This is a genomic window from Borrelia sp. MN22-0132 (assembly GCF_049201035.1).
Lineage (GTDB): Bacteria > Spirochaetota > Spirochaetia > Borreliales > Borreliaceae > Borrelia > Borrelia puertoricensis.
The window spans coordinates 554569-579164 of the sequence record NZ_CP138334.1; the positions used below are offsets into that span (position 1 = coordinate 554569).

The window sequence follows — 24596 nt, forward strand, 5'->3', positions numbered from 1 at the left end:
AATAAATTTATATTAATTTTGGTATAAATCTATATTTTGTGATTTATTTCTTTAGTTTTTCCGATCTTCTTTTGGCCCATGAAAGCCAGATTATTCCAGATAATATTAAAATTAATGAAAATATTTGTCCTATTGATATGTTTAAAAATGAAAAATCTAATATGCTCTCAGGTTTTTTGTAAGTTATCACAAATCCTATTTCCTTGTCTGGCTCTCTTAAGTACTCAATAAAGAATCTAAATAGTCCGTAAAGAATTATGTATATTCCAAAGATAAAACCGTCATATTTTTTTATTTTCCTAAAAATAAACCATAGTAATAAAAAGGTTACAGTTCCCTCAAAGAATCCTTCAATGAGTTGTGATGGAATTCTCGGTAGGTTAATAAACAAGTCGTGAGGTAATATTTCCATTCCAATTGATTCTGCAAATTCTCTTACTCCTTTCTGACTTACTTTAAAAGGTTCTGCATTGGGAAATATTATACCGCCTTTCATTGGTCTTCCATAAAGCTCTGCATTTGCAAAATTAGCAAATCTTCCAAGTATATATCCTGAAGAGAAGGCTATTGCTCCGTAATCAGTTATCTTTCTGAAGTATTTCTTTATATTTGTGTGTTTAAGTTCGGTATGTATTATTATTGTTGGTGCAATAATTACTCCGAAAAATCCTCCGTGTATTGCCATTCCTCTAAAACCTGTAAAATTCCAGTTTTGGTCAAATGGCAGAAAAATAAGCCATGGGTGTGTATAATAAATTCCACTCCTGTCATAAATTAAAGTAGATGTTAGTCTTGCGCCAATTATTGCTCCCATAACAAGCGAAAACATTAGTTTTTCATAGTCACTTTTTTCTATGTTAAGTTTATCAGTTTTTATTTGATACCAAATGAATTTGTAAGAAATTATTATTATGATAATATAAGATAGGCTATACCATGTAATGGGGATACCTTTAATTATCTCGGGATGTAACCAACTAGGATAGTTTATATAATTTGGCATTTTTTTCTCCTTAGTCTTTTTTTAATTGTGCAAATAATTTTTTTTTAAACATTATATTTTGTTTTCTTAATGTTGCAATTTCTTTTTGTTGAGATTTTATTATATCAATAATTGTATTATTATCTATTGTTTTGTTCATTAGTAACGATTCAAGATATGCATATTTTTTTAGGTATTCATCTTGTGCTTCTTGAATTACAAAATGATAGTTTTCGTTTAGATCATCTTCGCTTAAGAGTTCTACATCATTTATTATGGTTTCAAGTTCAACTAATTTTTTTGCTATTTTTTTAATACTTTTGGAAGTTAAGCTTGTTGGTTTATAAATAGTTATTGGTATTTTATGGTTTAATGCTTTGTCGATAAGCTCGTCTTTATAAATTGAACCTATACTTTGTAAATTTATATTTAAATAGTTTTTTGCAGATTTTAGTATCCTTTCAATTTTTTTGATGTCATCAGGTTTGTTTAACATGTTAAATATTATGAAAGGGCTAAACTGTGAAAATTTTTTCATAAATTTTTCATAACTTTCAGGATCATAATTTTCTATTTTGAGTAATAGATTAGGTATATATATTCTTTGTAAATCGCTAGAGTCTTTTTTTATGTCAGATATTAGTTTGTATGCTTTTGTCTCTTTTGTAAATATTTTTGATATAAGCCTAAAGATTGCATTTTTTAAGAATAAATAAGCATTCATTGTTGCTGTTACTGTTGGGATCGTTATTATTACTCCGCGATTTGAAATTAAAAAGAAATCTATTGTATTAAATGTTGTGCCAGCACCAAGGTCAATTATTAGGTAATCATAGTTTAACTTCTTTAAGTTATTTATTATTTTTTTCTTTTGAAAGATAGCTATATTTGCAAGTTCAGGAATATCTGAATCTCCTGCAATAAAGCTTAAATTTTTTATTCCTGATTCAATTATTACGTCTTTAAAGGGAATTTTTGTTTTAAGAAAAGTTCCAATACTCTTTTTAGGTATGATATTTAGCATAGAGTGTAAATTTGAACCGCCAAGGTCAAGGTCGACAAGTAATACTTTTTTCCCTTCATTTGCAAGACAAATTGCAATATTTGTTGAAAAAAGAGATTTACCAACACCTCCTTTTCCACTAGCTACAGGAATGATAATCAAACCTTTACCCCGTTATTTTATCCTTTATTTTTATTAAAATTAAAATCACTGCATTAAATATAGTATAAGTTATTATTATTCCTAAAAGCATAAATAGCCATGGTTGATATACATATAATAAGTCAAGGCTTAATCCCAATATAATAAGTAAAAAAACCATTACTATTTGAAAGGTTTTTGTTATGATGATTAAGTTGTGAAGGATTTTGAATTGTTCATACAACATATAGTTTGTTGTTAATATTGATATACATAATTCTGGTGAGAATATGATGAATGCTATCATAAACTTGATAGAAGAGTTATTTACAAATATTGTTCTTTCAGCAAATCCATATAGTGTTAACAATATTAATATGCTTGAGACTGTTTGTAAAACAAGAACGAGACCTGTAATTATTCTTTTTGCTTTTGAGTTATTTGTCTTTAACATAATCTTAAAATATTATATTATGAAGATAAAATCAAGTTTTATTTATGTAGGAATTATTCAATGAAAAAAAAATGTTTAGTATTTGTATACTTTGTATTAGCCTTAAGTATCAGTTCTTCAGTTATTGTAGAATCTATCTTTGCACAAACGGATCCTTCTAAGGGTAAGATATCTGCGTCCACTTATGGTCAAATGATGATGGATGCTTTTAATTTTATTAAGAAGAATTATGTTGAGCCTGTTGATGATGAGGCTATTTTTGAAGGTGCTTTAAAAGGTATGTTTAAAGCATTAAATGACCCTTATTCGCAATATTTGACAAAAGAAGATTTAGTAGAAATTTCAAAGACTACTGAAGGAAACTATGTTGGAATTGGAGTTTCTATTGTTAAGAAAAATGTTCCTGTAAAATCTGATAGTTCTGTTATTGATGCTTCTTATGTAATGATTGTTACTGCTTTTGAAGAGGGGCCTGCTTATAAGGCTGGAGTTAAGTCTGGTGATTACATTACGGATATTGATGGTAAGAGTACTACTTTAATGACAATAGAACAAGTAGGTAGTCTTTTAAAAGGAAAAGCGGGTACTAAAGTTAAAATTTCTGTTTTAAGAGATAAAGATTTAAAACTTGAATTTGAACTTGTTAGAGAAAAAGTAGATATACAGACTGTTAAACATGATGTTATTAATAAAAATGTTGGGTATATTAAGATATTAAGTTTTAATCCAAATACTAACACATATTTTAAAAAAGCTTTTGAAAAACTGCAAATTCGTAATATCAAATCTTTAATTTTAGATCTAAGATTTAATACCGGTGGTTATCTTCAAGATGCAATAGAGATAGCTGATGATATTTTGGTTGAAGGACTTATTGTATCAACAAGGGCAAGAGATTCTAAGGTTCCTGTGGAATACAAAGCTAGTTCTTCACATATAGTGCCTTTGGACATGCCAATTGTTGTTTTGATTGATAAACATTCAGCATCAGCGTCGGAGGTTTTAGTTGGAGCTTTAAAAGATAATAAAAGAGTTTATGTTATAGGTGAGAAATCTTATGGTAAAGGAGTAATTCAACGTATATTACCTTTCTATACTGGAGGATTTAAGATTACAAATTCCAAGTACTATACCCCTTCTGGTCACAGTATTCATAATATTGGTATTAAGCCTGACTTGGAAGTTGGAGAGAGAGAGTTTTCTGAAACTGAAGTCTTAGCATACAGACAAATTCTTGATAAGAAATTAGTAGAAGGTTTTTTAAATAGCAGAAAAAACAAAAAGTTTATCACTGAGAAAGAAATAGATGCTTTTGTAGATAAGATTCTTAAAGAACATTCGATCCATAATATAGATAAGGATATTTTAGGGCTTTATGTATTTTCGCAATTTTATCAAGACACACATAATGAAATGCCAATTTATAATTTACATTATGACAAGCCTTTAAGAGCTGCTTATGAATATCTTGTAAAGGGAACTAAAAGTTAATCTGTGAAACAAATAGTCTTAGACGATACTTGTTTATTTTATAATGATATCATTATTGATGATGTTAAGATATATCACTATCTTGTTGATGTAAGAAGAGTTAAGGTAGGCGATACGTTAAATGTTCTCTTAAGGGGAAGGGAGGTAAGGTTTGCTGAAATTTTTAGTATAGATAATAATCTTATTAAACTCTCTACTCTTAAGGTAGAAATGCTTAAGAAGCGTGATTTTGAAATAAGTATATTTATATCTAGTCTTAAAGGTAGAAAATTAGATTTAATTTTAAGACAAGTTGTTGAAATTGGCGTAGATCATATAAATATTGTTAATGCTGATAATTCTATTGCTAGAATAGACATGGATGATTTGGAATTTAAAAGTTCAAGATTTTTAAGATTGATTAATGAGGCTTTAAAGCAAAGTGGCAATACCCAAGTGCCTAGTATTAATTTTTACAAAAATTTTTTTAGTATTCCTTATTCCTCATCTGTGAATTATTATGTTGCTCATAAAGAAGGTAGTTTTCTAGGTTGTGGTAATGATATTAGTGCTTTTGGTAAAATTGGAATTTTAATAGGTCCTGAGGGTTGTTTTTCAAAATCAGAAATTCATTTCTTTAAAAAGTTAAATTTTAAATTTGTAAGATTTAATACCCCAATTTTAAGAGCAGATACAGCTGCTGTTTATTCACTTGCTCATTTTAAATTATTATTAGAGGGTAATAATGGCTAATTTAAAAGATATATATTCAAAACCAGATAGGATTTATTTCTTTGGAATTCCAATAGATGTATTTAAGAGTAGTGATAAATTGATTGGCCGATTTGAATATCTTGTATCTTATCCATATCATTCGATGGTTATTTTTATTGATTGTAAGTCTTTGCTAAAATTTTTGTTTTTTAAGAGGTTTAGAAATCTTGTTAGGAGTTCTTCACTTGTTTTTTCAAATTCTAAATTATTAAGATCCCTTTGTAAGTTTTTTAAAAGGATCGATATTGGCTGTTATGATTCGAATTCGATTTTGCTTGTTTTGATGAGTGTACTAGAAAATACATATAAAACGTGTTATATTATTGATAAAGATAAAATAATTTCTAAGAGAAATTTTTTAAGATTAAAAGAGTCACATAAAGAGATTAACTTTATTGGTTATTATGATTTGAAAGCTGTTAAGAGAAACAAAGAAATGTTCTTTGCCAATATTAATAAACTTACTCCTAGTATGATAATAAGTTTTTGTAGTGATAGTTATCTTGAGTATTTGTTTTATGTAAATAAATTTGGCATTAGAACTAATTTAAGTGTATTTTTGTGATTTTTTTAATTATTAGATATTGGTGAAAATTTATATGAGGTAAAGAAATGGCATTTGTATTAGATCAAGCTGTAGTTTATCCAATGCAGGGAGTGGGAAAAATAAAAAACATTCAAAATAAGGAATTTAATGGCGAGTTTATTGATTATTATGAAATATATTTTCCATTTAATGAAATGACTTTTATGGTTCCAGTCTCTAGAGCAGATGATCTTGGAATTAGAGCCTTGGTGAGTAAGGAGAAAGTAGAAGAAGTTTTCAATATTATTAAAGACTTTGAAGAGCAAATAGATCAAAAAAAGATAAAAGATGGTAGTCATGATTTTTATAAACAAAGTGATATATTAAGTACCGCTAAATTGTATAAATTTTTGTATACAAAATCTATGCAAAAAGAATTACCTTTCTATGAGAAAAGAATTTTAAATGATTTTGAATTGATTTTGCAACATGAGATTAGTTTAGCCTTGCAAATTAGCTTTGAAGAAGCTAAACAAAAGATAAAAGAAGTTCTGTCTATGGGAAAATCCTAGATTTTTTATTTTTTATAACTTGTAGGAACTTATTATGTTGAGCATTTTGAGGTTTATTTTTTTAATATCTTTCAGATTTATTGTTATGTTTTTTATCTTTTCCTTGATGTTTGTTTGTACATCTTACTTGAAATATAAGTTTTTGCAAGCGAATCTTTCTATTATAAGTTTTGAACTTTATTATGATGCTTATCTTTATTCTTTTCCTTTATCTTTAGTTGCTACTTTTATGAGAATTGCTTATCCTTTTAATGTGAAGACGTTGCGCGTTTCTGGAGTTTTTTATAGTATTGTTTTTATTTTTATACTGCTTTTATCTTATTTTGGATTTTTAGCATCTGCTAATTTTCATTCTGTTTTTTTGGACTTTCATAGCAGAGGTGAAAAAATTATTAAAGATGGGGTAGTGCATTTTTTTGATGATAAAATAGTCTTTTATAGTGATGATGTTAAATCATTTGGTTTTAAAGGTATTTTAAAAATTGAGGATAATGGGTTTAATGAGGGAAATTTTAAGACTTTTTCATATGATTCAGAAAAATCTGAATCTGATATCATGAATTTTAATGCAAATTCATTTTTTACTCATAAATTGTATAATAATTTAATTAATTATGTTTTTAGTGATTTGGATACTTTGAATAATTTTTTGTTTTCTTTAGAATCTTTTAGTTTGATTTTTAACATATTTGGGTTTGCTTTACTTTTATTTTCATTTTCTTATGTTTTTAATCTTATATTTTCAAGTGGTTTATCTTTTTTTCTTTATCCTATTTTTATTATATTATTTTTTAAAGTTTATAATATTTATGCGATTGAATTTCCTGAGAGTTTAGATTTGATTATGGGCGAAAATGTAGTTTCTAATTATGTTCCTTTTATTTTTTGTGTACTTACTTTCTTTTCTACTTATTTGATTAGCTTTATTTTTAAGTATATTAGTGTGAGTGAAGGATTTGATAATAGTTTATGTTAAACTAATTTGTTATATATGAAAAGAGAGTTGTATACATTTGTAAGTAAATTTTTTATTCTTTTACTTTTATTTATTTGCTTTGTTTTTTGTTACACGTATTTCTTTGGGGCAGATTATTTAGACAAACATGTATTAATAGCCACATTTTTTGATACTATTTTAAGTATTTATCATTATTTTAATGGATTTTTTATTTTCTTTGTTTTAGTTTATTTTATCTTTTTAGCTAAACATGAGACACGGCTTTATCTAAGAGACTATAAAGGATGTTTATTTAAAAAACTCTATCCATTCATGTTTCTGTTTTTTATAATAGGCATTGTTTTTATGTTTGTTTTTAACTCTGTTATGTCTTATATTCTTACTCAAAGAAGTGAATATAAGTATAACTATGAGAGATATAATCTTCTTGCAGGTCAGGCAAATTCGATAGTTAATGAGGTTAAAAGTATAGATATAAATTTGTCTTCAAATAAGACATTAGATGTAAATGAGTTGATAGAGGTTTTGCAACAGAAGAGAAAATACCTTGAAGAATTGCTTAGAATGTATGAAAAAATGAGACTTATTTCTGATAACGATGAACTTTCAATTAATTATTATTTGACTCGGTCTGAATATGATAGAATGCCTATTTATGATGTTGATTTGGAAAAAGTTAGAAAGACGCTTAAGGTACATTTGATTAAAAATTTGACTAAGAGGGATTTTCAAGATATTGTTAATGGATTTATTTCTAAAGGTGATTATTCTACAGCTAATTATTTTGCTTATATGGGATTGGTTTCTACTAGAGATGATGAATTTGCTGCACTGTTAGATTTAACTTTCAAAGCTATTAATGAATATAAAAATATCGAAATTGAAAAGAAGTCTTCAGTTTTTGAAGAGAAGCAAAAAAATTTTTTATATCTCAATACAGAAAAATTTAAGCCTGCATATTATGGCTTTTTAAAGCTTCATAATTTATTTCCAAATGATAATGAGATCTTAAATTATAAAAATAAGTCTTTAGAAAAGCTTAAAGATGAGTATTTCTTTTTTGATGAGATTGAAAAGCATTATGAGCATTATGGCATCAATGATATATTTTTGTTTCAACCTAATTCTGGTAATGGGACATATGATTATATTTATATGCAAAAGGTTGTAAATACCGTTTCTTCTTATATAAAGATGATTAAAAATTTTGAGCTTATTAGATTTAATAGATCAGGTAATATTATATTGCATATTAAAGTACCATTTGCTACTCTTAAGGGCAATGGGGTTTATCAAAATGTTTTAGATAAGAAAAATGAAAATAGTGACGTTACTGCCACTAAGATAATTGTATCGCTTACAGACTTTGATTTAAGTAATACAAAAATCATTAATATTAATAATGATGTTAATAATTTGCGTTTATTTGCAAATTCTGGTAAGGATAGCATTTTTTTACCCATTCAAGTTCTTTTAGGTGCTTTTAATAGAGTTAAAACGTTTAACTTAATACTGATAAGTGTGTTTTCTTCAAGTCTTTTTTTAATGATGAGTCCTATTTTATTAGTTTTTTTTGGTGTTATGTTTATAGCTGTAGCTTCTAAGATAAGTTTTGAATTTGATTCAAAACTTATGATATTTCTTATATCCTTAATAATAGCTATTTTTTCAGGTATTATTTCGCTTTTTATAAATTATTTATTGTTGATTTTAATAGCATTCTTTATACAAATATCCGTTAATATATACATATCTTTTATTCTGATTTTTTCTATCTTGTTTTTTATTGTGTTGCATGTAATACGAGTTAATTATAAAGAAGCATGATCTTCATTAGAGTTTGTGTTGTTTATATTAGATAAAAATAATTCATTAATCATGCGATTTTCTTTTTCTATTTGTTCTTTATTTAGTATATATGAATTTTTGTTTATATAATTTTCATCTATAATAAATGAAGGTATTTTTTTGATTATGTTTTTTAATTTTAAATTTAAACCTTTATAGGGTGTAAATCCATTTGCAAATCCAAAATATTCATTGAATTTTACTTTTTCTTTAAGTTTAATTAGTGATTTTTGTACCTCTTGGTCTAATATCCATTGAATAAATTTTTCTATAGGTGTCGATATTTCTTTAACCCCCATAAAGCTTATGTTGCATATTGATGATTTTTTTTCTTTATTTGTTAGATATGAAAAATTAATTTTGTCTTTGATATCTTTGTTTAAGCTATTGTAATATGTTAAGTTAGTTAATCCTGCAATTAAAATTGTTTTCTTTTGAAGTAATATTTTCTCTAAATTTAAATATTTGTATTTTTCTGTGAAGTTTTTGTGTAATGCAAGTTCATTTGTATCTATGAAAGATTTAAAGTGGTTTATCATATCCGACATTTTTTTTTCATTATATTCTGGTTTGCTGTTTCCAAAGTAAAAATTTATGTCATTGATTTCAGATATTGTGTAAAATAGATTTTCAGAGATGTATGGAGAGATAAAAAGTTTTTTTTCCTTTTGAAATCTTTTGTGTATTTCTTTAATATTTTGTATATCAATATATTTTTGTATATTATATTCATTTTTATATATTAAAATTGGGACATCAAAGCTTAAAGGGACAATTCTGTATGCGAATTTTTCAGATATATTATTCAATATTGGATAATCTGGGTAATAGTATTGTTGAATATTTTTAAAGTTTTTAGTTATGTTTATGCTGTCTATATTTTTTGAGATAATTACTTGCGCATTTTCTTCATTAATCGTTTGCATGTTGATATGTTCTCTATATTTAATGATAAAGCTAGTTTTATTTTGGATATTGAATTGATTTATATAAAATAGCATGATTTTGTTATCAGTTAATATAGTGATGGTATCATTTTTTGAGCAACTAAAAATTAAAGTAAAGACTATGATCAAAATCGATTTCTTTATGCACATAAAAAATTATTTGTTTTATTTTATTCCATTTTACAATAAATTATGTATAATTTTTATAGTTATTTCATAATTTTAGATCTCTTTGAGAGCTCTAGATTTTATTATGAAAGGAGAGTAGCTAGTTTGGGTTTAGTTGATTTTTTAGTTTCTATCTTTAATAAAGAGCTTACCCCTGAACAAGTGAAGCAAAGAAGACTTAGAGAGGTAAAGAATAATCTAAGTAAGGTAGGCAATTTTTTTAATGCTTCAAAAATTCAGGCTTTACCCCAATTTGCTAAGTTTATTTATAATCTTTATAAAGCGTTTATGCCTTTCAAGTTTTTTGTACAAAGATATCGAACTTCAAATAAAATAATTCATTTTGTTGTTGAAAAATATTTAAATGATAATCAAAAGCAAGCTTTAGAATATATTTATTCTTTCTCATCTAATGATGTAGTCAATTTTACACCTGATATATCTAAGAATTTGGATAATAATTTAAATTATTTGTTGGACAATATAACCCAAGAACAAATCAGGTTTATAGATGAGACTTGTGGTGCTTTGGAGATCTTTTTTGACTTAGCCTCGTATCAGTATTATTCAATTATTAAAAATTTTGATAGTTTATTTCCAGAAAATGACTTTATATATAAACCAAGATTTAATGCGGTTAGTTGTGGTGTAATCCTTGATGATATTAAAGATTTTTTGGAATGTATATATTCTATTAGAGATGTTTCCATTTGGAGAAATCTCTACGATATTCTTTTAGAGGTGTATGGAGATAGGGACAATTTTCCTATTAAACCAAATGTTTGGCTTAAGATACTAACCTCTATAATTGAGATAAATAAAAATAAAGAAATTTTATATCTTATAAGGTATGTTAGCGGTGATCCTGATTATTTGCCTATATCTGGTGTCAAAAAGTCAAAAGCAAAGACAAGATCATTTTTTAATGATCTCTCTAAACATGTTTCAAATGAGAGAGCAAAGATTGAAATTTTGCAAAAAAATAGTAAATCTAAGCTTTTGGCCGAGAAATTATTTCCTGGAGTGACTCTTGTAAGTTTAGAGAATTATAGTGAACGTATGCATGCTAAGATTACATCTGCAATTGTGAGTACCACTGGATATGTTTATTCTGATCTTTTAGTTTATTTAAAAACTCATGCGGTTAATTTTGTGAAAAAGGATCTAAGTGATATTATTAATGTCCTTATTATTAAGGGACAGTGGAAGGCTATGGAAGTTTCTAGAGAAATTTCTAATGATATTCATTCTTTAGTTGGTATTTATTCCAATCTTATTGATTTTGATAATAATCTTGGCGAACAGGGTACTTATGGTAATAGAATAAACTCACTTTTGCACAGAATGTCTGTTGGAGATAAATCTTCAGAGAAATTGCTGTTGAATATAATAGCAGATATTAATAAAAAGGCTTTAATTTTATTGAATGAGTATTATTCAGTAATTAAATCTTTAGAACGACGTTTGAATGATTGTTTAGAAGATTATTTTAAACCCGCTTCAGAAAAGGAGTTTATTTATAATTGGAAAGAGCTTGATATTGAGCTTGTAAAAAGCTATGGCAATAATGTAAACTTTGGTGGTATAATTAAAAATGTAGTTGATAGTTTAAATTTATTTTTGAGGTTGATGGATTTATACTTGGAGAAGAAAAATACAGTTTAGGAGATTTAGATGGGAAGAGAATGTGAAATAACAGGTAAAAAGACAATGTTTGGAAACAATGTTCCAAGGAAGGGACTTTCCAGAAAAAAGGGTGGAGGGGGACAACACATTGGTGTAAAGACCAGGAGAACTTTTAAGGTAAATTTGATAAATAAGAAATTTTTTGTTCCTGAGCTTGGAAAAAGTATTAATATAAAAGTTTCTGCAAGTACTCTAAGGAGTATTTCAAAGTTAGGTCTTAGTGTTTTTTTGAGGAAAAATTCCAAAAAGATAGAAGATTTTATTTAAAAATTGTGACTTTGTTAATTTTAATTTATTAATATGTTTTCTATTATTGAATATTCATTGTTATTGTTGATGATTTGTTGGTTTATAAATTCAAATTTGTGGAAAAGTTTATGGATTATGATGATTGCATTTATATTTTCAGGAAATATTTTGCGTGCATTATAATATTCTAATAGAGTTGATGAATTTAAATTAGGTGTACTTAAGAGTTCTTTTAATGTTGTTGATAATTGAATAGTTTTGTTTAAGTGTGTAGAGTGTGATATGAAGTGGGAGAGAAATATAAAAGAATTTTCTTCCTTTGTTGTAAGCGGATTTAAAAATGTACAAAATTTTCTCAAAGTTTGATTTTTAAGTTTACCTAAAATAATGGGAATAATTTTTATATTTTGTGTTATATCTTTGATAAAATTTAATATAATTTCAATTTTATGGTCATTTTCTATTATTTTATCTTCTGTATTTGTAAATTCAAAATTTTTTATTAAATTTATTATGTTTAGATTAACATCAATTGTTTTATTAAAGAATTTCCAAGCTTGATGATCTGAGATGTTAATCTGTGAGTTCTCTTTTGTTTTTGAGAATATAAACACATTTTTTGTATTATGTGCTATTATTTTTTTGAATAGAGTAATATTTTTTAAGAAAAACTCATAAGTGCCATAACTAATCAAAAGTGCTTTATGAGTTTTTCTTTTATTTAAGCTAAATAATTCTAAATTGCAATCATTGGTTGAATAAAATATATTATCAACTAAACTATTTCTTATTTTGTTTATCTGTTGTGTCCTTTAATTGCTTCTTCTACTGTATTTATTTCCATAAATTCCGTACCTTTATTAGTATCTCTATTTGGATTTCCAGAGATAATTACTACGATATCTGAATCTTGAACTATTTTTTGTGTTTTAAGCATTTCAAGAGAAGTTACTACAAATTCAGTTGTTACCTTAAAGTTATGATCAACCAGATTAGCATAAACACCATAAGAGAGTGATAACTCTCTTGCTATTCTTTCATTATTTGTTGTAATAAATAGAGGTACACTTGCTCTGTATGTTGCCATTATTCTTGCGGTTCTTCCTTTGAGTGAATCAACAATAATGGCTTTAACAGGCATTATTTTGGTTGCATCAATTGCACATTTAATAATATAGTTTCTTATGATCCTTTTGCTGTGGAAAATTTCATCTTGAAATAGTGTTTTTTCTCTATATTTTTCAACTTCTATAGCAATTTTGGTCATCATTTTAACAGCTTCAATTGGGTATTTGCCATAAGCTGTCTCTCCAGATAGCATGATGGCATCTGTGCCATTTAGAATTGCATTGGCCACATCAGATACCTCTGCTCTTGTAGGTCTTGGATTTTCAATCATTGTGTGCAACATTTGTGTTGCGGTAATTACAGGTATTCCGTATTTAATGCAGGTTTTTGTTATTTTAATTTGTGCTAAAGGAACATCTTCAGCTGGTATTTCAACTCCCATATCGCCTCTTGCAACCATAATCCCATAAGAGGATTTTGCAATTTCTTCAATATTGTCAATTCCTTCTTGATTTTCAACTTTGGCGATAATTTTAACGTCTGGATTTCCAGCAGCATTTAATATATCTTTGACGTCTTGAATATCTTTTGCATGTCTTACGAATGAATGGGCAATAAAATCAATATTTTGTTTTGCTGCAAGTTCAATAAATCCCCTATCTTTTTCAGTGACAGATTGTAGTTTAAGTGAAATTCCCGGTGTATTGATTGATTTTTTGTTTTTGATTTGACCGTCATTTTTAACTTTGCAGATCAATCTATCTTCGAGTTTTTCAATAACAGTCATTTCAAGTTCTCCATCATCAATGAGAATTGTCGAACCATTTGGAACTTCATTTACAAATCCATCGTAGTTTGTTTGCAATGCGTTAGACCCATTGATAGGTGATGTTGAGATTATTATTTTGTCTCCTATCTTAACGGTAATAGGATTTTCAATATTAGCTGTTCTAACTTCTGGCCCTTTTGTATCGATCATTAATGCTATTTTATTTGAAACTTGTCTGACATTGCTTATTACTTTTATTGCATCATCATGAGATTGATGAGCAGTATTAAGTCTTATTACATTTACTCCTGCTTCATATAACTCTTTTATGTGTTCTGGATCACATCTGAGGTCAGATATTGTTGCTACTATTTTTGTTAATTTTTGTATCATTTATTTTTCTCCTACAGTACTTAAATTTTATGCTTTTTAAGCTTCAATAACAATAATTTTTTAAGAACTTGTCATTTTATTTTAAGATTAAATTAGCATATATTATAAACTTAATTTTTGTTTTTTAGTTTGTTTAATATTTTGGTGTCTAGTTTGATATTTAAATTTTTTTCCCTATTAGGTATTACAAGTCCTTTTTTTTCTCCTTTGATTCTTCTTAAATATTTAACATTGGTATAGTAAAGATCAGCTTCGCCTGATTGTCTTGCAAGTTTTGTATAAAACACACATAAGTTCCCAGCATCTATCAAGACTTCAAGAGGAGGTGTTTTGTCTTTTTTACTCTTAATAAAAACATAAGCACCAGGATAGTCTCTTGTGTGTAGCCAGTAATCATTTCCCTTTGCCCAATTTCTTAAGAGTTCATCGTTTTCTTTTGCATTTCTGCCTATAACAACTTCAAATCCATAAGATATGAAATGAAGGCCAATAGATGGTTTTTTTGTAATTTTTTGTTTTTTGGTTCTTTCATTTTCCGGTATGATACAGTCTGTTTTGTCGGTGTAAGCTGTCTTTGATATTAATGTATTGTATTGTGTTTTTGCATATTTTAATTGTTCTTGTATAATCTTTAGAGAATTTTTGTTTTTTTTGTATTCTTTAAAATATTTTAAAGCATTATCTTTAGGTAGTAATGCTTTGTCCAGCATTATTTTAATTTGTTCACCATTGTTATTGTTTAAAATGATTTCATCCATTCCTTTTTTTATTTTGTTAATGTTTGATAGGATCATTTCACCTTTTTTTCTTTGATCCTCGATTTTTTCAATTGAATTTATTTGTTTCTCTAGAGAGCTTATTTTTTTTTCTAAATTTATTTTTTCTTTTTCGTATTTTTGCTTAAGTAGTTCTATGTTGTGCACCTGAGTCTCTTTTATTTCTAAATTATCATAGTAATTTTCAATAAGTTCGGAGTAAGATATTTCATTGTTGTATCCATCTTTGAGTGTGACTTCTTTTTTGTCAGTTATATTATTATTTTCAATAATTTCTTTGGCTTTTGTGAATATTTCACCTGTAATTTCTTTTGACCTTGGTCTTCTATAATATGCATCAAGGATTTTAAAATTTGCGTCTGTTGCAATTATATTAGGAGATGATGGCCATAATTTTATGAAGATAAAAATTATTATTTTATCTTTAAACACTTTAATTAAAATTATTCTTTCATTTTTTATTTGATATGCTTCAAATATTTTACCATTTTGAACTTTTGATTTTAAAAATTCAAAAAATCTTAAAGGGGGTTTGATATTTTCAAATTTCTTGTTTGTTTTGTGAATTCTTGTTTTTTTTGGATTTAATGAGATTAATATATTAAAGTTTTTTTCATCTGTTTCTTTATTATAAAGTTCCATAATCAAAGTTTTATGGTTAGGCTGTTTAATTTTTCTTAAAAATGAATTTTTTAATGGCATTTCTTTAAGTAAGATATTTATTTCACTGTAGTTTAATGACATTTTATCCCCTTTGATCTTTTGCTAAATATGTTTATTATTAATTTACAAAATGATATATTATAATAATAGCTTATTATTATAACAAGTTGTACGATTTATATTAGACATAGGTTGTGAAATAATGTATTTGTTATTAAATTGAGCTTTAGTAATATACGAGTTTATAATGAAGAGAATAATATTAATTTTATTTCCTTGTTTAATTTTTGCTCAAGTATCTGCCAATCAATATTTTGAGAATATTTATTCAAATTATCAAAATATAGAAGATATGCAGGCTAAGATTAGTCTTAACATAAAAGGGTTAAAGCAAGCAGGAACTCTGTTATATAAATCTCCCGATAAATTTATTGTTAATTTGGAGTCAAATAATCAGGTTTTTGTAAGTGATGGTGACATTTTAACTGTTTATGTACCAACTCTTGGTACTTCTTTTAGACAACAGTTGACTATGGGAAAAGTGGGAAGTGGTTTTATGAATATTTTAAGTACTGAGTATAGTGTGTCTTATACTAATTCTCCAAATTTAGAACCACTGGACGAATCTGGAGGAGGGGGGGGGACAGAGAATTTTATAAAATTGACTTTTTCAAGGCGACTTTATAAGGGTGCTGCTACGATTGATTCCTTTATGATTGCTTTCACACGAAATGGTGTAATTAGGAGGGTTATTGCTTATCCTACAGGTGGTGGTCGAGAAATAATTATTGATCTTTTATCTGTAAAATTTAATGTTGGAATCCCTGATAGTAGATTTAAGTATGATCTGCCAAAAACTTCAAATAAAGTAGATAATTTTTTATATGATGTTAAAAAAACTTGAGGTGTTGAGAAATGGAAAGAAATAATTTCATTAGATTTGGAGATTTTATAAAAAAGGCTCGGATTGATAAGGGTTTAACCCTTGAGATGATATCTGATGATATTAGAATTTCTGTTAAATATCTTAAGGCGCTTGAAGATTCTAATATTGAATTGTTTCCGAATGAAGTTTTAGCTTTAGGATTTTTAAGGACTTATAGTGAGTACTTAGGAATTGATGTTTGGTATGTCTCGTCCCTTTTTAAAGAATACAAAAGAAGACTTAATAGTAGCTATATTGGAATTAAAACTGAGAATCAAAATGGTAGTTTGAATTTTGTAAACGAAGGTAGGCTTGGGAATCAGTATTTAGATCTGTCTAAGATAGCTTTTCCTAAAATTATTCAAATATCGGTAGGATTAGTTAGTATTATATTGTTAATACTTTTAATTTTAAATTTTAGTGGGATTAAGCAATTTATAGGGAAATTTTTTCAAGCAAATCATGCTGCAAAGCGAACCCCAGGAGTCCATGAAGTTCTTTTTGATAAAGAAAGTTTTTGGAATGTTACGCTTGGAGATGGTGATTTTTTATCTTTAGTTTATGGCAATGCTATTGCAAATTATAGAGTTTCTTTTATGAATGATGATTTGGTTGTTACAAATGATTTGAAAAATGGGCGATATGTTTTTAAATTAGGCAAATTTCGGGAAATAAATTTAAGTGATAATGTTAAAGTTAAGATTGTGTATGATAATTATTCTCAAGGTCAGGTACGAAAGGCTCATGTAAGCTTAGAATCTTTTATGCTTAATATTGAATATGTGCTTGAAACTAGTCTTTCTAGTAGATTTAATGTTTTAAATTGGGGATTTGAAGTTAATGGACCTAAGAGTAGAGCGATTAGTGAGTATCCTACTGTATATTCTTCTCAAGATATTTCCAATATTGATTTAATGATTAATTTTTTAAACGATACGTTTTTAAGATATGCTGATGAGAGTAATATTTATGGTAAATCTTTGCTTGTATCTAAGGGAATTCCTCTTAATTTAAATTTCAAAAAATCTTTAATCTTATTTTTGTCAAGACTTTCTGATGTTAATATTATTCTTCAAGGTAAGGACATTACTTCTATTTTAAAGGGTTATGGAAGAGAAATAATGGCAATTCAATTTTTTTGGTTAAAAACCCCTGGAGGTTTTGATCTTAAGGTTTCTGAAGTTTATTAATGAACAAAATAGAAAAATTCTTCTTTAGTTTAAATTCTTATCAGAAACAAATTGTTTTAGATGATAATAAAAATCCCATTCTTGTTTTGGCAGGTCCAGGCAGTGGTAAAACAAGGGTTATAACAGCTAAAATAGCACACTTAATAAAGGAAATGCAATTAAAACCAGAAGAGATTCTTGCTTTGACATTTACAAATAAAGCCGCAAATGAGATGAATTTAAGACTAAATTATCTTTTTGATTTTAATAAGGCTTTACATATCCAGACTTTTCATTCTTTTGGTGCTTGGCTTTTGAGACTTTATTTTAAAGAATTTGATAAGAATTATGATTCAAATTTTACAATTTGGGATACTAATGATGTTGTTAAATTTGTTAAGCAAATTGGGCTTGCTTCAACCATTGAGCTTTCAAAGCATGTTGCGTCTTTCATACTTAAATGTAAGGAAAATTACTTTTTAGATAATTATTGTGATCTTGATGAGAAAATTTACAAGGATATTAAATTTTATGAGCAAGAAAAATCTAAAAGTAATGCTTTTGATTTTGTTGATCTTATTCTTAAAGCCGTTTTGATGTTAAGAGATTGTGAAGATGTAAAGATGAGGGTTCAGAAAAAGTTTAAGGCTATTTTTGTAGATGAGTATCAAGATACCAATTATACACAGTTTTTGTTTTTAAAAGAGCTTTATTGTAAAAATATGCATTTTATGGTAGTAGGAGATGAAGATCAGTCTATTTATTCTTTTAGAGGTGCTAGAATTGAAAATATTCTTGAATTTGAAAAAGTATTTGACAATGTGTCTAAATATTATTTGGTACAAAATTATCGTTCTAGTTTAAGCATTGTTAATGTTGCAAATGATGTTATTTCAAAGAATAGAAATCGATATGAAAAAGTAATAAGTACAGAAAACAAAATAGGCAAGAGGATAAGATTTTTTGTTTTTCGAAATCCTGCAGAGGAGGCTGAATATTTTTCTAATTTCCTTATTGAAAATAAACTTGAGACAGCTGTTCTTTATAGATTTAATTACCAATCTTTGCAGTTTGAGAAATCTTTTTTAAAACATAATATTCCACATAAAATATTAGGTTCAATTAGATTTTATGAAAGAGAGGAGATTAAAGATGTAATTTCTTTGTTAAGACTTTTTGTAAATAGAAAAGATAAAATTTCTTTCTTAAGAGTAATAAATAAGCCTGCTAGGGGGATTGGAAAAACTACTACGAATAAAATAATTGCAATGCTTAATGATCGTAATGTTAATTTTGATTTAATTCTTGCAAGTAGAAAATTTGCTGAGAGTCTTAAGGGCAAAGCAAAAGATTCTCTTATTGCTTTTTTAAATCTGTATGATAAACTAGCAGAAAGTATACAAAAAGGTGTTTATGTAAATTTATCTGAATTTATTAAAAATGTTGTAATTAGATCTGGATTTTGGGATTATTATCAAAAATTTGATGAGGATGAAAAGTCTAGAAATATTGATGAACTTATCAGTAGTGGAGTTGAATATTCAGGCAGTTTTGAGGGACTTGTAATATTTTTGGAAAATTCATCTCTTTCACCTTTAATACATGGGGATTCTAAGTCTAGTGTGCTGCTCTCTTCAATTCATGGAGTTAAAGGACTTGAATTTGATAGAGTAATAATATCTGGTCTTGAAAAGGGTTTATTGCCTTCTGAAATTGAAGAATTGACTGGAGAGAGACTGGAAGAAGAGAGAAGACTTTTTTATGTTGCTATTACTAGAGCCAAATTTGAGCTTATTGTTACAATTAATTTACAAAGATTTTTTGGAGGCATGCTTAGAAATACAGCTATATCAGTCTTTTTTCAAGATATTAGAAAAGATAATTATGATATTGTTTTTGTTCCAGAATATTTAAAAGATAATTTTAAATATTTTTTTTCAAAAAGTGGTAATAAAAGCTTTAATATTGGAGATTATATAACTTATAATGGTGAGAATGGAATAGTTGTTGATAAGTGGTATCAAAATGGTGAGCCATTTATTAAAATTAATCTAAGAAATGGGAGAAAAGCTATTTTGAGCTCAAGTTATATTAAAGGACTTGCTAAAATTTAGAGGTTAAATTTGAGAGATATTAGAGATATTTGTTTAGAAGATAGTTTAAAGTTAAGTTTACTAAGATTAAGTAAGAATGAAGAACAAGAATTTGCCATAAAATTTGAAAAAATTATTGGCATGTTAAATAAAATTTCTGAATTTGAGATAAAAGATGGCATTCAAAAAGAGGCATGTAACTTTTCTGTTTTGAGAGACGATGAGATTTTACCTTCTTTGGCGATTGAATCTATTAAAAATTTTAGCAATGTGTTTGTGGATGGTTACTTTTCATCGCCTAAAGTGTTTGAATAGGGAGTATTGGTTTGGACTTCAGGGGTTTAAGTTTAATAAAAATTAAAGAATTAATATTGACTCGTAGGTGTAAAATTTATGATATTGTGCTTTTTTATAAAGAACTTTATGAAGCAAATAAGGATATTAATGGATATATTGAATTTTTTGATGATTCATTAGAATTGGCAAAAAAATATGATGAACTTTTAAGTAGAGGTGAGGGACAAAATTTGCCCTTAATTGGTATGCCCATTGCTGTTAAGGATAATATTTCAATTAAAAATAAAGCCTTGACTTGTGCATCTGAACTTTTGCAAGGATATATTTCTCCTTATGATGCAACTGTTATTAAGAGATTAAAAGATAACGGTGCAATTATGCTTGGTAGAACTAATATGGATGAATTTGCAATGGGATCTTCTTGTGAGTTTTCTTATTATGGTGTTACCCTTAATCCTTTAAATAAAGAATATGTTGTGGGTGGTAGTTCTGGTGGTTCTGGAGCTGTTGTTGCTGCAGGTCAAGCTCCTTTTGCACTTGGTAGTGATACTGGAGGTTCTGTTAGACTTCCTGCGTCTTTTTCAAGTTTAATTGGTTTTAAGCCTTCTTATGGAGGTTTATCTCGTTATGGGCTTGCATCATATGCGTCATCTCTTGATCAAATAGGATTTTTTGCTAATTTTATTGATGATGTGGCTTTAATATTAAAATGTACTTGTGGAATTGATAAAATGGATTCTACTAGCATAGATATTATTCAAGATCCTTATCCATTATTAGGTAATTCTTTATCAGGTACTAAATTAGCTGTAATTAAAGAACTTAGTGAAGATTTGATGGAACCTGAGGTTGCATGTGAATTTTTTAAATTTAAATCTGCACTTTTAAACAGAGGCGTTGAAATTCATGAAGTTTCAATAGAGTCAGTGAACTTTGTACTTTCTCTTTACTATTCATTATCTCCAGTTGAAGCTGCGTCTAACCTTGCTCGTTATACTTGTCTTCATTATGGAAAAAGGTTAAATGATGAACTAAATCTTAATGATTTTTATTATAGACATAGGAGTTTATTTTTAAGAGAAGAGGTGAAAAGGCGTGTTGTACTTGGTAATTATTTATTATCAGAAGGTTATGATTTGCAATACTATTTAAAAGCTTGTAAAATTATTGAAAATGTATTGGTTCCAAAATTCAATGAAATTTTTAATAATTATTCATATATTATTACGCCTACAAGTTTTGTAAAACCTTTTAAAATTGGTGAAAATTTTGATAATCCTATAAAGATGTATTATTCTGATCTGTGTACTGTGATTGCCAATCTTATTGGGGCCCCTGCACTCTCTATTCCTTTTTCTCAAGATGATAGGGGATTATCTATTGGTATGCAAATAATTGGTCAATTTAAGAGAGATTTTGAGCTTTTAAGCTTTGCAAAAAATGTAATAGAGGAATTAGGATTAAATGGAATATAAGTTGCTTGTTGGTTTAGAAGTTCATGTACAATTAGGATTAAAGACCAAAGCTTTTTGTGGGTGTAAGAATGATTTTGGTGGAATTCCAAATTCTCGTACTTGTCCAATATGTCTTGGACTTCCTGGAGCATTGCCTAGTATAAATAGAGAACTTATTAGTAGTGCAATTTTAGCTGGGCATGCTACCAATTCTAAAATTAACAATATTGTTAAGTTTGATAGAAAGCATTATGCTTATCCCGATTTACCTAAGGGATATCAAATATCTCAAAATGATGCACCAATTTGTGAGAATGGATTTATCTTTATTGAAACTTGTTCAGGTTTAAAAAAAATCAATATTGTTAGGATACATATGGAAGAAGATTCTGGCAAGAGTTTGCATTTGCTTGAGAGTGAAAATCTAAGTTATATTGATTTTAATCGTTCAGGTGCACCATTACTAGAAATTGTCTCAAAACCAGAAATTAATAATGGAGAAGAAGCCGTAGCTTATTTGAGTGCTTTAAGAGAAATCTTTAGATATCTTAATTTATCTGATTGTAACATGGAAAACGGTTCATTTCGTTGTGATGTCAACGTTAATTTACTTGTCAATGAAAATAATGTTGAGTATAAAACCCCCATTTCTGAGATAAAGAATTTAAATTCTTTTAAATCAGTAAAATTGGCAATTGATTATGAAAAGTCAAGGCAAAAAGAAGAGTGGATTTTACATAGGAAGACTTTTGAGAGTGTAGGTAAACATACAATGGGTTTTGATGATAAAAAGGGTATTACAGTGCTTCAAAGAAGCAAAGAGACGGTAGCTGATTATCGTTATATAAAAGATCCCGATTTGCCTTTGATCAAGCTCGATGATTCTTATATTGAAAGTATAAAGTCTAATAGAATGGTGGAATTGCCTTTTGATACAAGAGTTAGATTAAAAGAGCAATATGGTCTTAGTGATTTTGATGTTATGACTTTAACGGCCGATAAAAACTTGGTTAAATATTTTGAAGAGGCAGCAATTGCCTCAAGCGATCCTAAAAGAGTGGCAAATTGGATATTGTCTGAGGTATTAAGTGTACTAAATGATAGGGAGATAAGTATACTTGATTTTAATTTACCACCATCATATATTAGTGAACTTGTTGAATTCATTGTTAGTGATAGGGTAAGTGGTAAGATAGCAAAAGAAATATTTTTAGAAATGCTTGAGCGAAATGTTTCTTCTGCTATCATTATTAATGAAAAAAATTTAGCACAGATAAGTGATAGTTCTATCATTGAGTCAGTTGTGTTTGAGGTTTTGAATGAAAATCCTAAATCAATTGAACTTTATAAAAAAGGTAAGAGTCATGCAATTAAGTTTATGATGGGTCAAATTATGCGTAAAACTTCTGGAAGGGTTAATCCCGTTCTTGCAAATGATATTTTAATGAATAAATTAAGGGATGTATAATAAATCTTTGTTTAGCTGTTTTCCAATAATTAAAAGAGCAAGATTTTTTTATCTTTATGATATTAGTGGTAATAGGTATTTGGATTTGTACTTGAATGGGGGACTAAATTTTTTAGGACATAGGGTTCAAGGGTTAAATCTTATTATTAAGCAAACTTTTTCAAGAGGTCTTACTGCTTCTTATCCTTCTGTTTTTAGAAAACAATTTGAAAATGTTCTTTTTTCTTTTTTTAAAGAAGCAGGATTTGTGTGTATTTTTAAATTTGAAAGAGATGCTAGAGATTTTTTATTATCTTTAACAGACCATTGTTGTTTTAGTAATCCTTGGGAGGAAAATCAGGGTATATATGAATTTAAGGCTGGATTTAATAATTTTAGATATCCTATGCTTGTAAAGATCCCAATGCCTGGATGCATGTCTATTAATATTGCTATAGTAGATAATTTATCTAGAAAAATAGAATTTAGAGATTCTTTTGATGCTTTAACTTTAGCTGTCGCTAGGCATATGCTTACTAAGATTGTGTCTTATGAAAAGAATACAAAAATTAATTTTAATATTTTTGCTACACCTATATTTAAACTAATTAATAGATATATGTTTCCTCTTTATAAATCTGAATATCATAATGAAATTTTTAATGAGTATTTAAAGAATGGCTATTTAATTAGTCCTTTTTTTGATGTTCCTTCGCTTGTTCCTTTAAAATTTTCTAAAGGAGATTTAGATGGGTTTCACAAAGTTTCTCTTAAGCTACAGGATAAATTTGGAGGTTAGTATTGACAGGTTAACTTACAAATAATACAATGAAAAAGTATAACTTTGTAGAATATCTAAGTGAGGACTGTATATTATTATGAATAGGATAACGAATAATAAGACAATATGGGTTAAACCTAAGTTTGTAGAGAAAAAATGGTGTGTGATTGATGCGTCAGATAAAGTTCTTGGTAGGGTTGCTACAGAAGCTGTTACAATTTTGAGAGGTAAGCATAAGCCCTATTATACGCCCCACCAAGATTTAGGTGATAATGTTATAATTATTAATGCTTCAAAGATTAGGCTTACTGGTAAGAAATATTCTCAGAAAATTTATTATAGACATTCAAGATATCCTGGAGGTCTTCGTTCTGACACTTTTAGAACATTATCTGAGAGAAAGCCAACAGCTCCTCTTGAAATAGCTATTAAGGGTATGTTACCAAAGGGGCCTTTGGGACGTGAACTTTTTAGAAATCTTAAAGTTTTTGAGGGTTCTAATCATACGCTTAATGCTCAAAATTTTTATAAATTAGAAGCAAATTAAGAGAGGAAAAATGGCAAAGTCAGATGTTAAAGGCATTAATTTAGGAATGGGTACTGGAAGGAGAAAGTCTTCTGTTGCTAGGGTTTACATTAGGGAAGGTAAGGGTGATATTAAGATCAACAATAAGGATTTTGATTCTTATATTCAACTTGAAAATTTAAAGACAATTGCTCTATCTCCATTAGTTTTAACAAATACTCTTGGAAAATATGACCTTTACATTAATATTTATGGCGGGGGCATTTCAGGCCAAGCCGGTGCTATTAGACATGGTATTGCAAGAGCTCTTTTTGATCTTGATGAAGAGTATAAAATGATTCTTAAGTCAAATGGGTTTTTAACAAGAGATTCGCGAAAAGTTGAGCGTAAAAAATTCGGTAAGAAAAAGGCTAGAAAAAGCTTTCAGTTTTCAAAAAGATAAGTATTTTGTTTGTAT

Annotated in this window: 24 protein-coding genes; 17 read left to right on the top strand and 7 right to left on the bottom strand. The window is 27.6% G+C overall.

The genetic code is table 11. The features are described from left to right. Nucleotides 1–43: 43 nt before the first annotated feature. The 3 genes from lgt to R5397_RS02625 are packed head-to-tail and all read right to left on the bottom strand — an operon-like array spanning nucleotide 44 to nucleotide 2580. Nucleotides 44–1003, bottom strand: a complete 960-nt coding sequence (gene lgt / locus R5397_RS02615) for a prolipoprotein diacylglyceryl transferase (RefSeq protein ID WP_421622793.1) — start codon at nucleotides 1001–1003, stop codon at nucleotides 44–46. Nucleotides 1004–1013: 10 nt separating this feature from the next. Continuing rightward, a complete protein-coding gene (locus R5397_RS02620; protein ID WP_247065525.1) occupies nucleotides 1014–2147 on the bottom strand; it encodes a P-loop NTPase in 1134 nt (377 codons plus the stop codon). 4 nt (nucleotides 2148–2151) lie between these two features. Next, the gene (locus tag R5397_RS02625; RefSeq protein WP_421622794.1) at nucleotides 2152–2580 is read right to left on the bottom strand and encodes a hypothetical protein; all 429 of its coding nucleotides are present in this window, start codon (nucleotides 2578–2580) and stop codon (nucleotides 2152–2154) included. Nucleotides 2581–2640: 60 nt separating this feature from the next. On the opposite strand from R5397_RS02625, the gene R5397_RS02630 reads away from it, so the two are divergent. From R5397_RS02630 to R5397_RS02655, 6 genes are read left to right on the top strand one after another with little or no spacing between them, the layout of a single operon-like run. After that, entirely contained in the window at nucleotides 2641–4071 is a 1431-nt protein-coding gene (locus tag R5397_RS02630; protein WP_421622795.1) for a S41 family peptidase, read from the top strand. 3 nt (nucleotides 4072–4074) lie between these two features. Continuing rightward, on the top strand, nucleotides 4075–4803 hold the full coding sequence (locus R5397_RS02635) for a 16S rRNA (uracil(1498)-N(3))-methyltransferase (protein ID WP_421622796.1): 729 nt from the start codon (nucleotides 4075–4077) through the stop codon (nucleotides 4801–4803). Continuing rightward, entirely contained in the window at nucleotides 4796–5389 is a 594-nt protein-coding gene (locus R5397_RS02640) for a hypothetical protein (protein ID WP_247065521.1), read from the top strand. The genes R5397_RS02635 and R5397_RS02640 overlap by 8 nt, the downstream gene beginning before the upstream one ends. A 47-nt stretch (nucleotides 5390–5436) precedes the next feature. After that, nucleotides 5437–5922: a CarD family transcriptional regulator gene (locus R5397_RS02645; protein ID WP_011772308.1), complete on the top strand. Its 486-nt coding sequence runs from the start codon at nucleotides 5437–5439 to the stop codon at nucleotides 5920–5922. 34 nt (nucleotides 5923–5956) lie between these two features. Beyond that, entirely contained in the window at nucleotides 5957–6898 is a 942-nt protein-coding gene (locus R5397_RS02650) for a hypothetical protein (protein ID WP_421622797.1), read from the top strand. A gap of 15 nt (nucleotides 6899–6913) precedes the next feature. Next, nucleotides 6914–8707: a hypothetical protein gene (locus R5397_RS02655; RefSeq protein ID WP_421622798.1), complete on the top strand. Its 1794-nt coding sequence runs from the start codon at nucleotides 6914–6916 to the stop codon at nucleotides 8705–8707. On the opposite strand, the gene R5397_RS02660 is transcribed toward R5397_RS02655, so the two are convergent. Beyond that, the gene (locus tag R5397_RS02660) at nucleotides 8692–9825 is read right to left on the bottom strand and encodes a hypothetical protein (RefSeq protein WP_421622799.1); all 1134 of its coding nucleotides are present in this window, start codon (nucleotides 9823–9825) and stop codon (nucleotides 8692–8694) included. The two genes, R5397_RS02655 and R5397_RS02660, sit on opposite strands and share 16 nt — an antisense overlap. Before the next feature lie 42 nt (nucleotides 9826–9867). Between R5397_RS02660 and R5397_RS02665 the strand changes: the two genes are divergently transcribed. Together R5397_RS02665 and rpmB are read left to right on the top strand one after the other, a co-directional pair. Further along, nucleotides 9868–11508, top strand: a complete 1641-nt coding sequence (locus R5397_RS02665) for a hypothetical protein (protein WP_421622800.1) — start codon at nucleotides 9868–9870, stop codon at nucleotides 11506–11508. Between the two features lie 9 nt (nucleotides 11509–11517). Continuing rightward, nucleotides 11518–11796 carry a 50S ribosomal protein L28 gene (gene rpmB / locus R5397_RS02670; RefSeq protein ID WP_247065516.1) on the top strand — a complete coding sequence of 93 codons (279 nt, stop codon included), beginning with the start codon at nucleotides 11518–11520 and terminating at the stop codon, nucleotides 11794–11796. Nucleotides 11797–11816: 20 nt separating this feature from the next. Here the strand turns inward: rpmB and amrB are convergent, their stop codons facing one another. The 3 genes from amrB to R5397_RS02685 form a co-directional block, all read right to left on the bottom strand. Next, nucleotides 11817–12569, bottom strand: a complete 753-nt coding sequence (gene amrB / locus R5397_RS02675; RefSeq protein ID WP_421623057.1) for an AmmeMemoRadiSam system protein B — start codon at nucleotides 12567–12569, stop codon at nucleotides 11817–11819. Between the two features lie 5 nt (nucleotides 12570–12574). Beyond that, on the bottom strand, nucleotides 12575–14008 hold the full coding sequence (gene pyk, locus R5397_RS02680) for a pyruvate kinase (RefSeq protein ID WP_421622801.1): 1434 nt from the start codon (nucleotides 14006–14008) through the stop codon (nucleotides 12575–12577). 110 nt (nucleotides 14009–14118) lie between these two features. Then, nucleotides 14119–15528, bottom strand: a complete 1410-nt coding sequence (locus R5397_RS02685) for an NFACT RNA binding domain-containing protein (RefSeq protein WP_421622802.1) — start codon at nucleotides 15526–15528, stop codon at nucleotides 14119–14121. Between the two features lie 166 nt (nucleotides 15529–15694). Here R5397_RS02685 and R5397_RS02690 point away from each other — a divergent pair, with 166 nt between their 5' ends. From R5397_RS02690 to rpsI, 9 genes are all read left to right on the top strand, one after another. Next, nucleotides 15695–16351, top strand: coding sequence for a LolA family protein (locus R5397_RS02690; protein ID WP_247065513.1), 657 nt, complete (start codon nucleotides 15695–15697; stop codon nucleotides 16349–16351). 11 nt (nucleotides 16352–16362) lie between these two features. Continuing rightward, a complete protein-coding gene (locus R5397_RS02695; protein WP_421622803.1) occupies nucleotides 16363–17562 on the top strand; it encodes a helix-turn-helix domain-containing protein in 1200 nt (399 codons plus the stop codon). Further along, on the top strand, nucleotides 17562–19655 hold the full coding sequence (locus R5397_RS02700) for an ATP-dependent helicase (protein WP_421622804.1): 2094 nt from the start codon (nucleotides 17562–17564) through the stop codon (nucleotides 19653–19655). The genes R5397_RS02695 and R5397_RS02700 overlap by 1 nt, the downstream gene beginning before the upstream one ends. An 18-nt stretch (nucleotides 19656–19673) precedes the next feature. Continuing rightward, nucleotides 19674–19949, top strand: a complete 276-nt coding sequence (gatC, locus tag R5397_RS02705) for an Asp-tRNA(Asn)/Glu-tRNA(Gln) amidotransferase subunit GatC (protein ID WP_247066271.1) — start codon at nucleotides 19674–19676, stop codon at nucleotides 19947–19949. A gap of 11 nt (nucleotides 19950–19960) precedes the next feature. Further along, nucleotides 19961–21406 (top strand): Asp-tRNA(Asn)/Glu-tRNA(Gln) amidotransferase subunit GatA, encoded by a 1446-nt coding sequence (gene gatA / locus R5397_RS02710; protein WP_247065510.1) that lies wholly within the window; start codon nucleotides 19961–19963, stop codon nucleotides 21404–21406. After that, nucleotides 21396–22853: an Asp-tRNA(Asn)/Glu-tRNA(Gln) amidotransferase subunit GatB gene (gene gatB, locus R5397_RS02715; RefSeq protein ID WP_421622805.1), complete on the top strand. Its 1458-nt coding sequence runs from the start codon at nucleotides 21396–21398 to the stop codon at nucleotides 22851–22853. Before gatA ends, gatB begins: the two co-directional genes overlap by 11 nt. Continuing rightward, the gene (locus tag R5397_RS02720; RefSeq protein ID WP_421622806.1) at nucleotides 22846–23631 is read left to right on the top strand and encodes a hypothetical protein; all 786 of its coding nucleotides are present in this window, start codon (nucleotides 22846–22848) and stop codon (nucleotides 23629–23631) included. The genes gatB and R5397_RS02720 overlap by 8 nt, the downstream gene beginning before the upstream one ends. 79 nt (nucleotides 23632–23710) lie before the next feature. Continuing rightward, on the top strand, nucleotides 23711–24160 hold the full coding sequence (gene rplM, locus R5397_RS02725) for a 50S ribosomal protein L13 (protein ID WP_247065507.1): 450 nt from the start codon (nucleotides 23711–23713) through the stop codon (nucleotides 24158–24160). Nucleotides 24161–24170: 10 nt separating this feature from the next. Then, nucleotides 24171–24581, top strand: coding sequence for a 30S ribosomal protein S9 (gene rpsI, locus R5397_RS02730; RefSeq protein ID WP_025407434.1), 411 nt, complete (start codon nucleotides 24171–24173; stop codon nucleotides 24579–24581). Nucleotides 24582–24596: the final 15 nt, after the last annotated feature.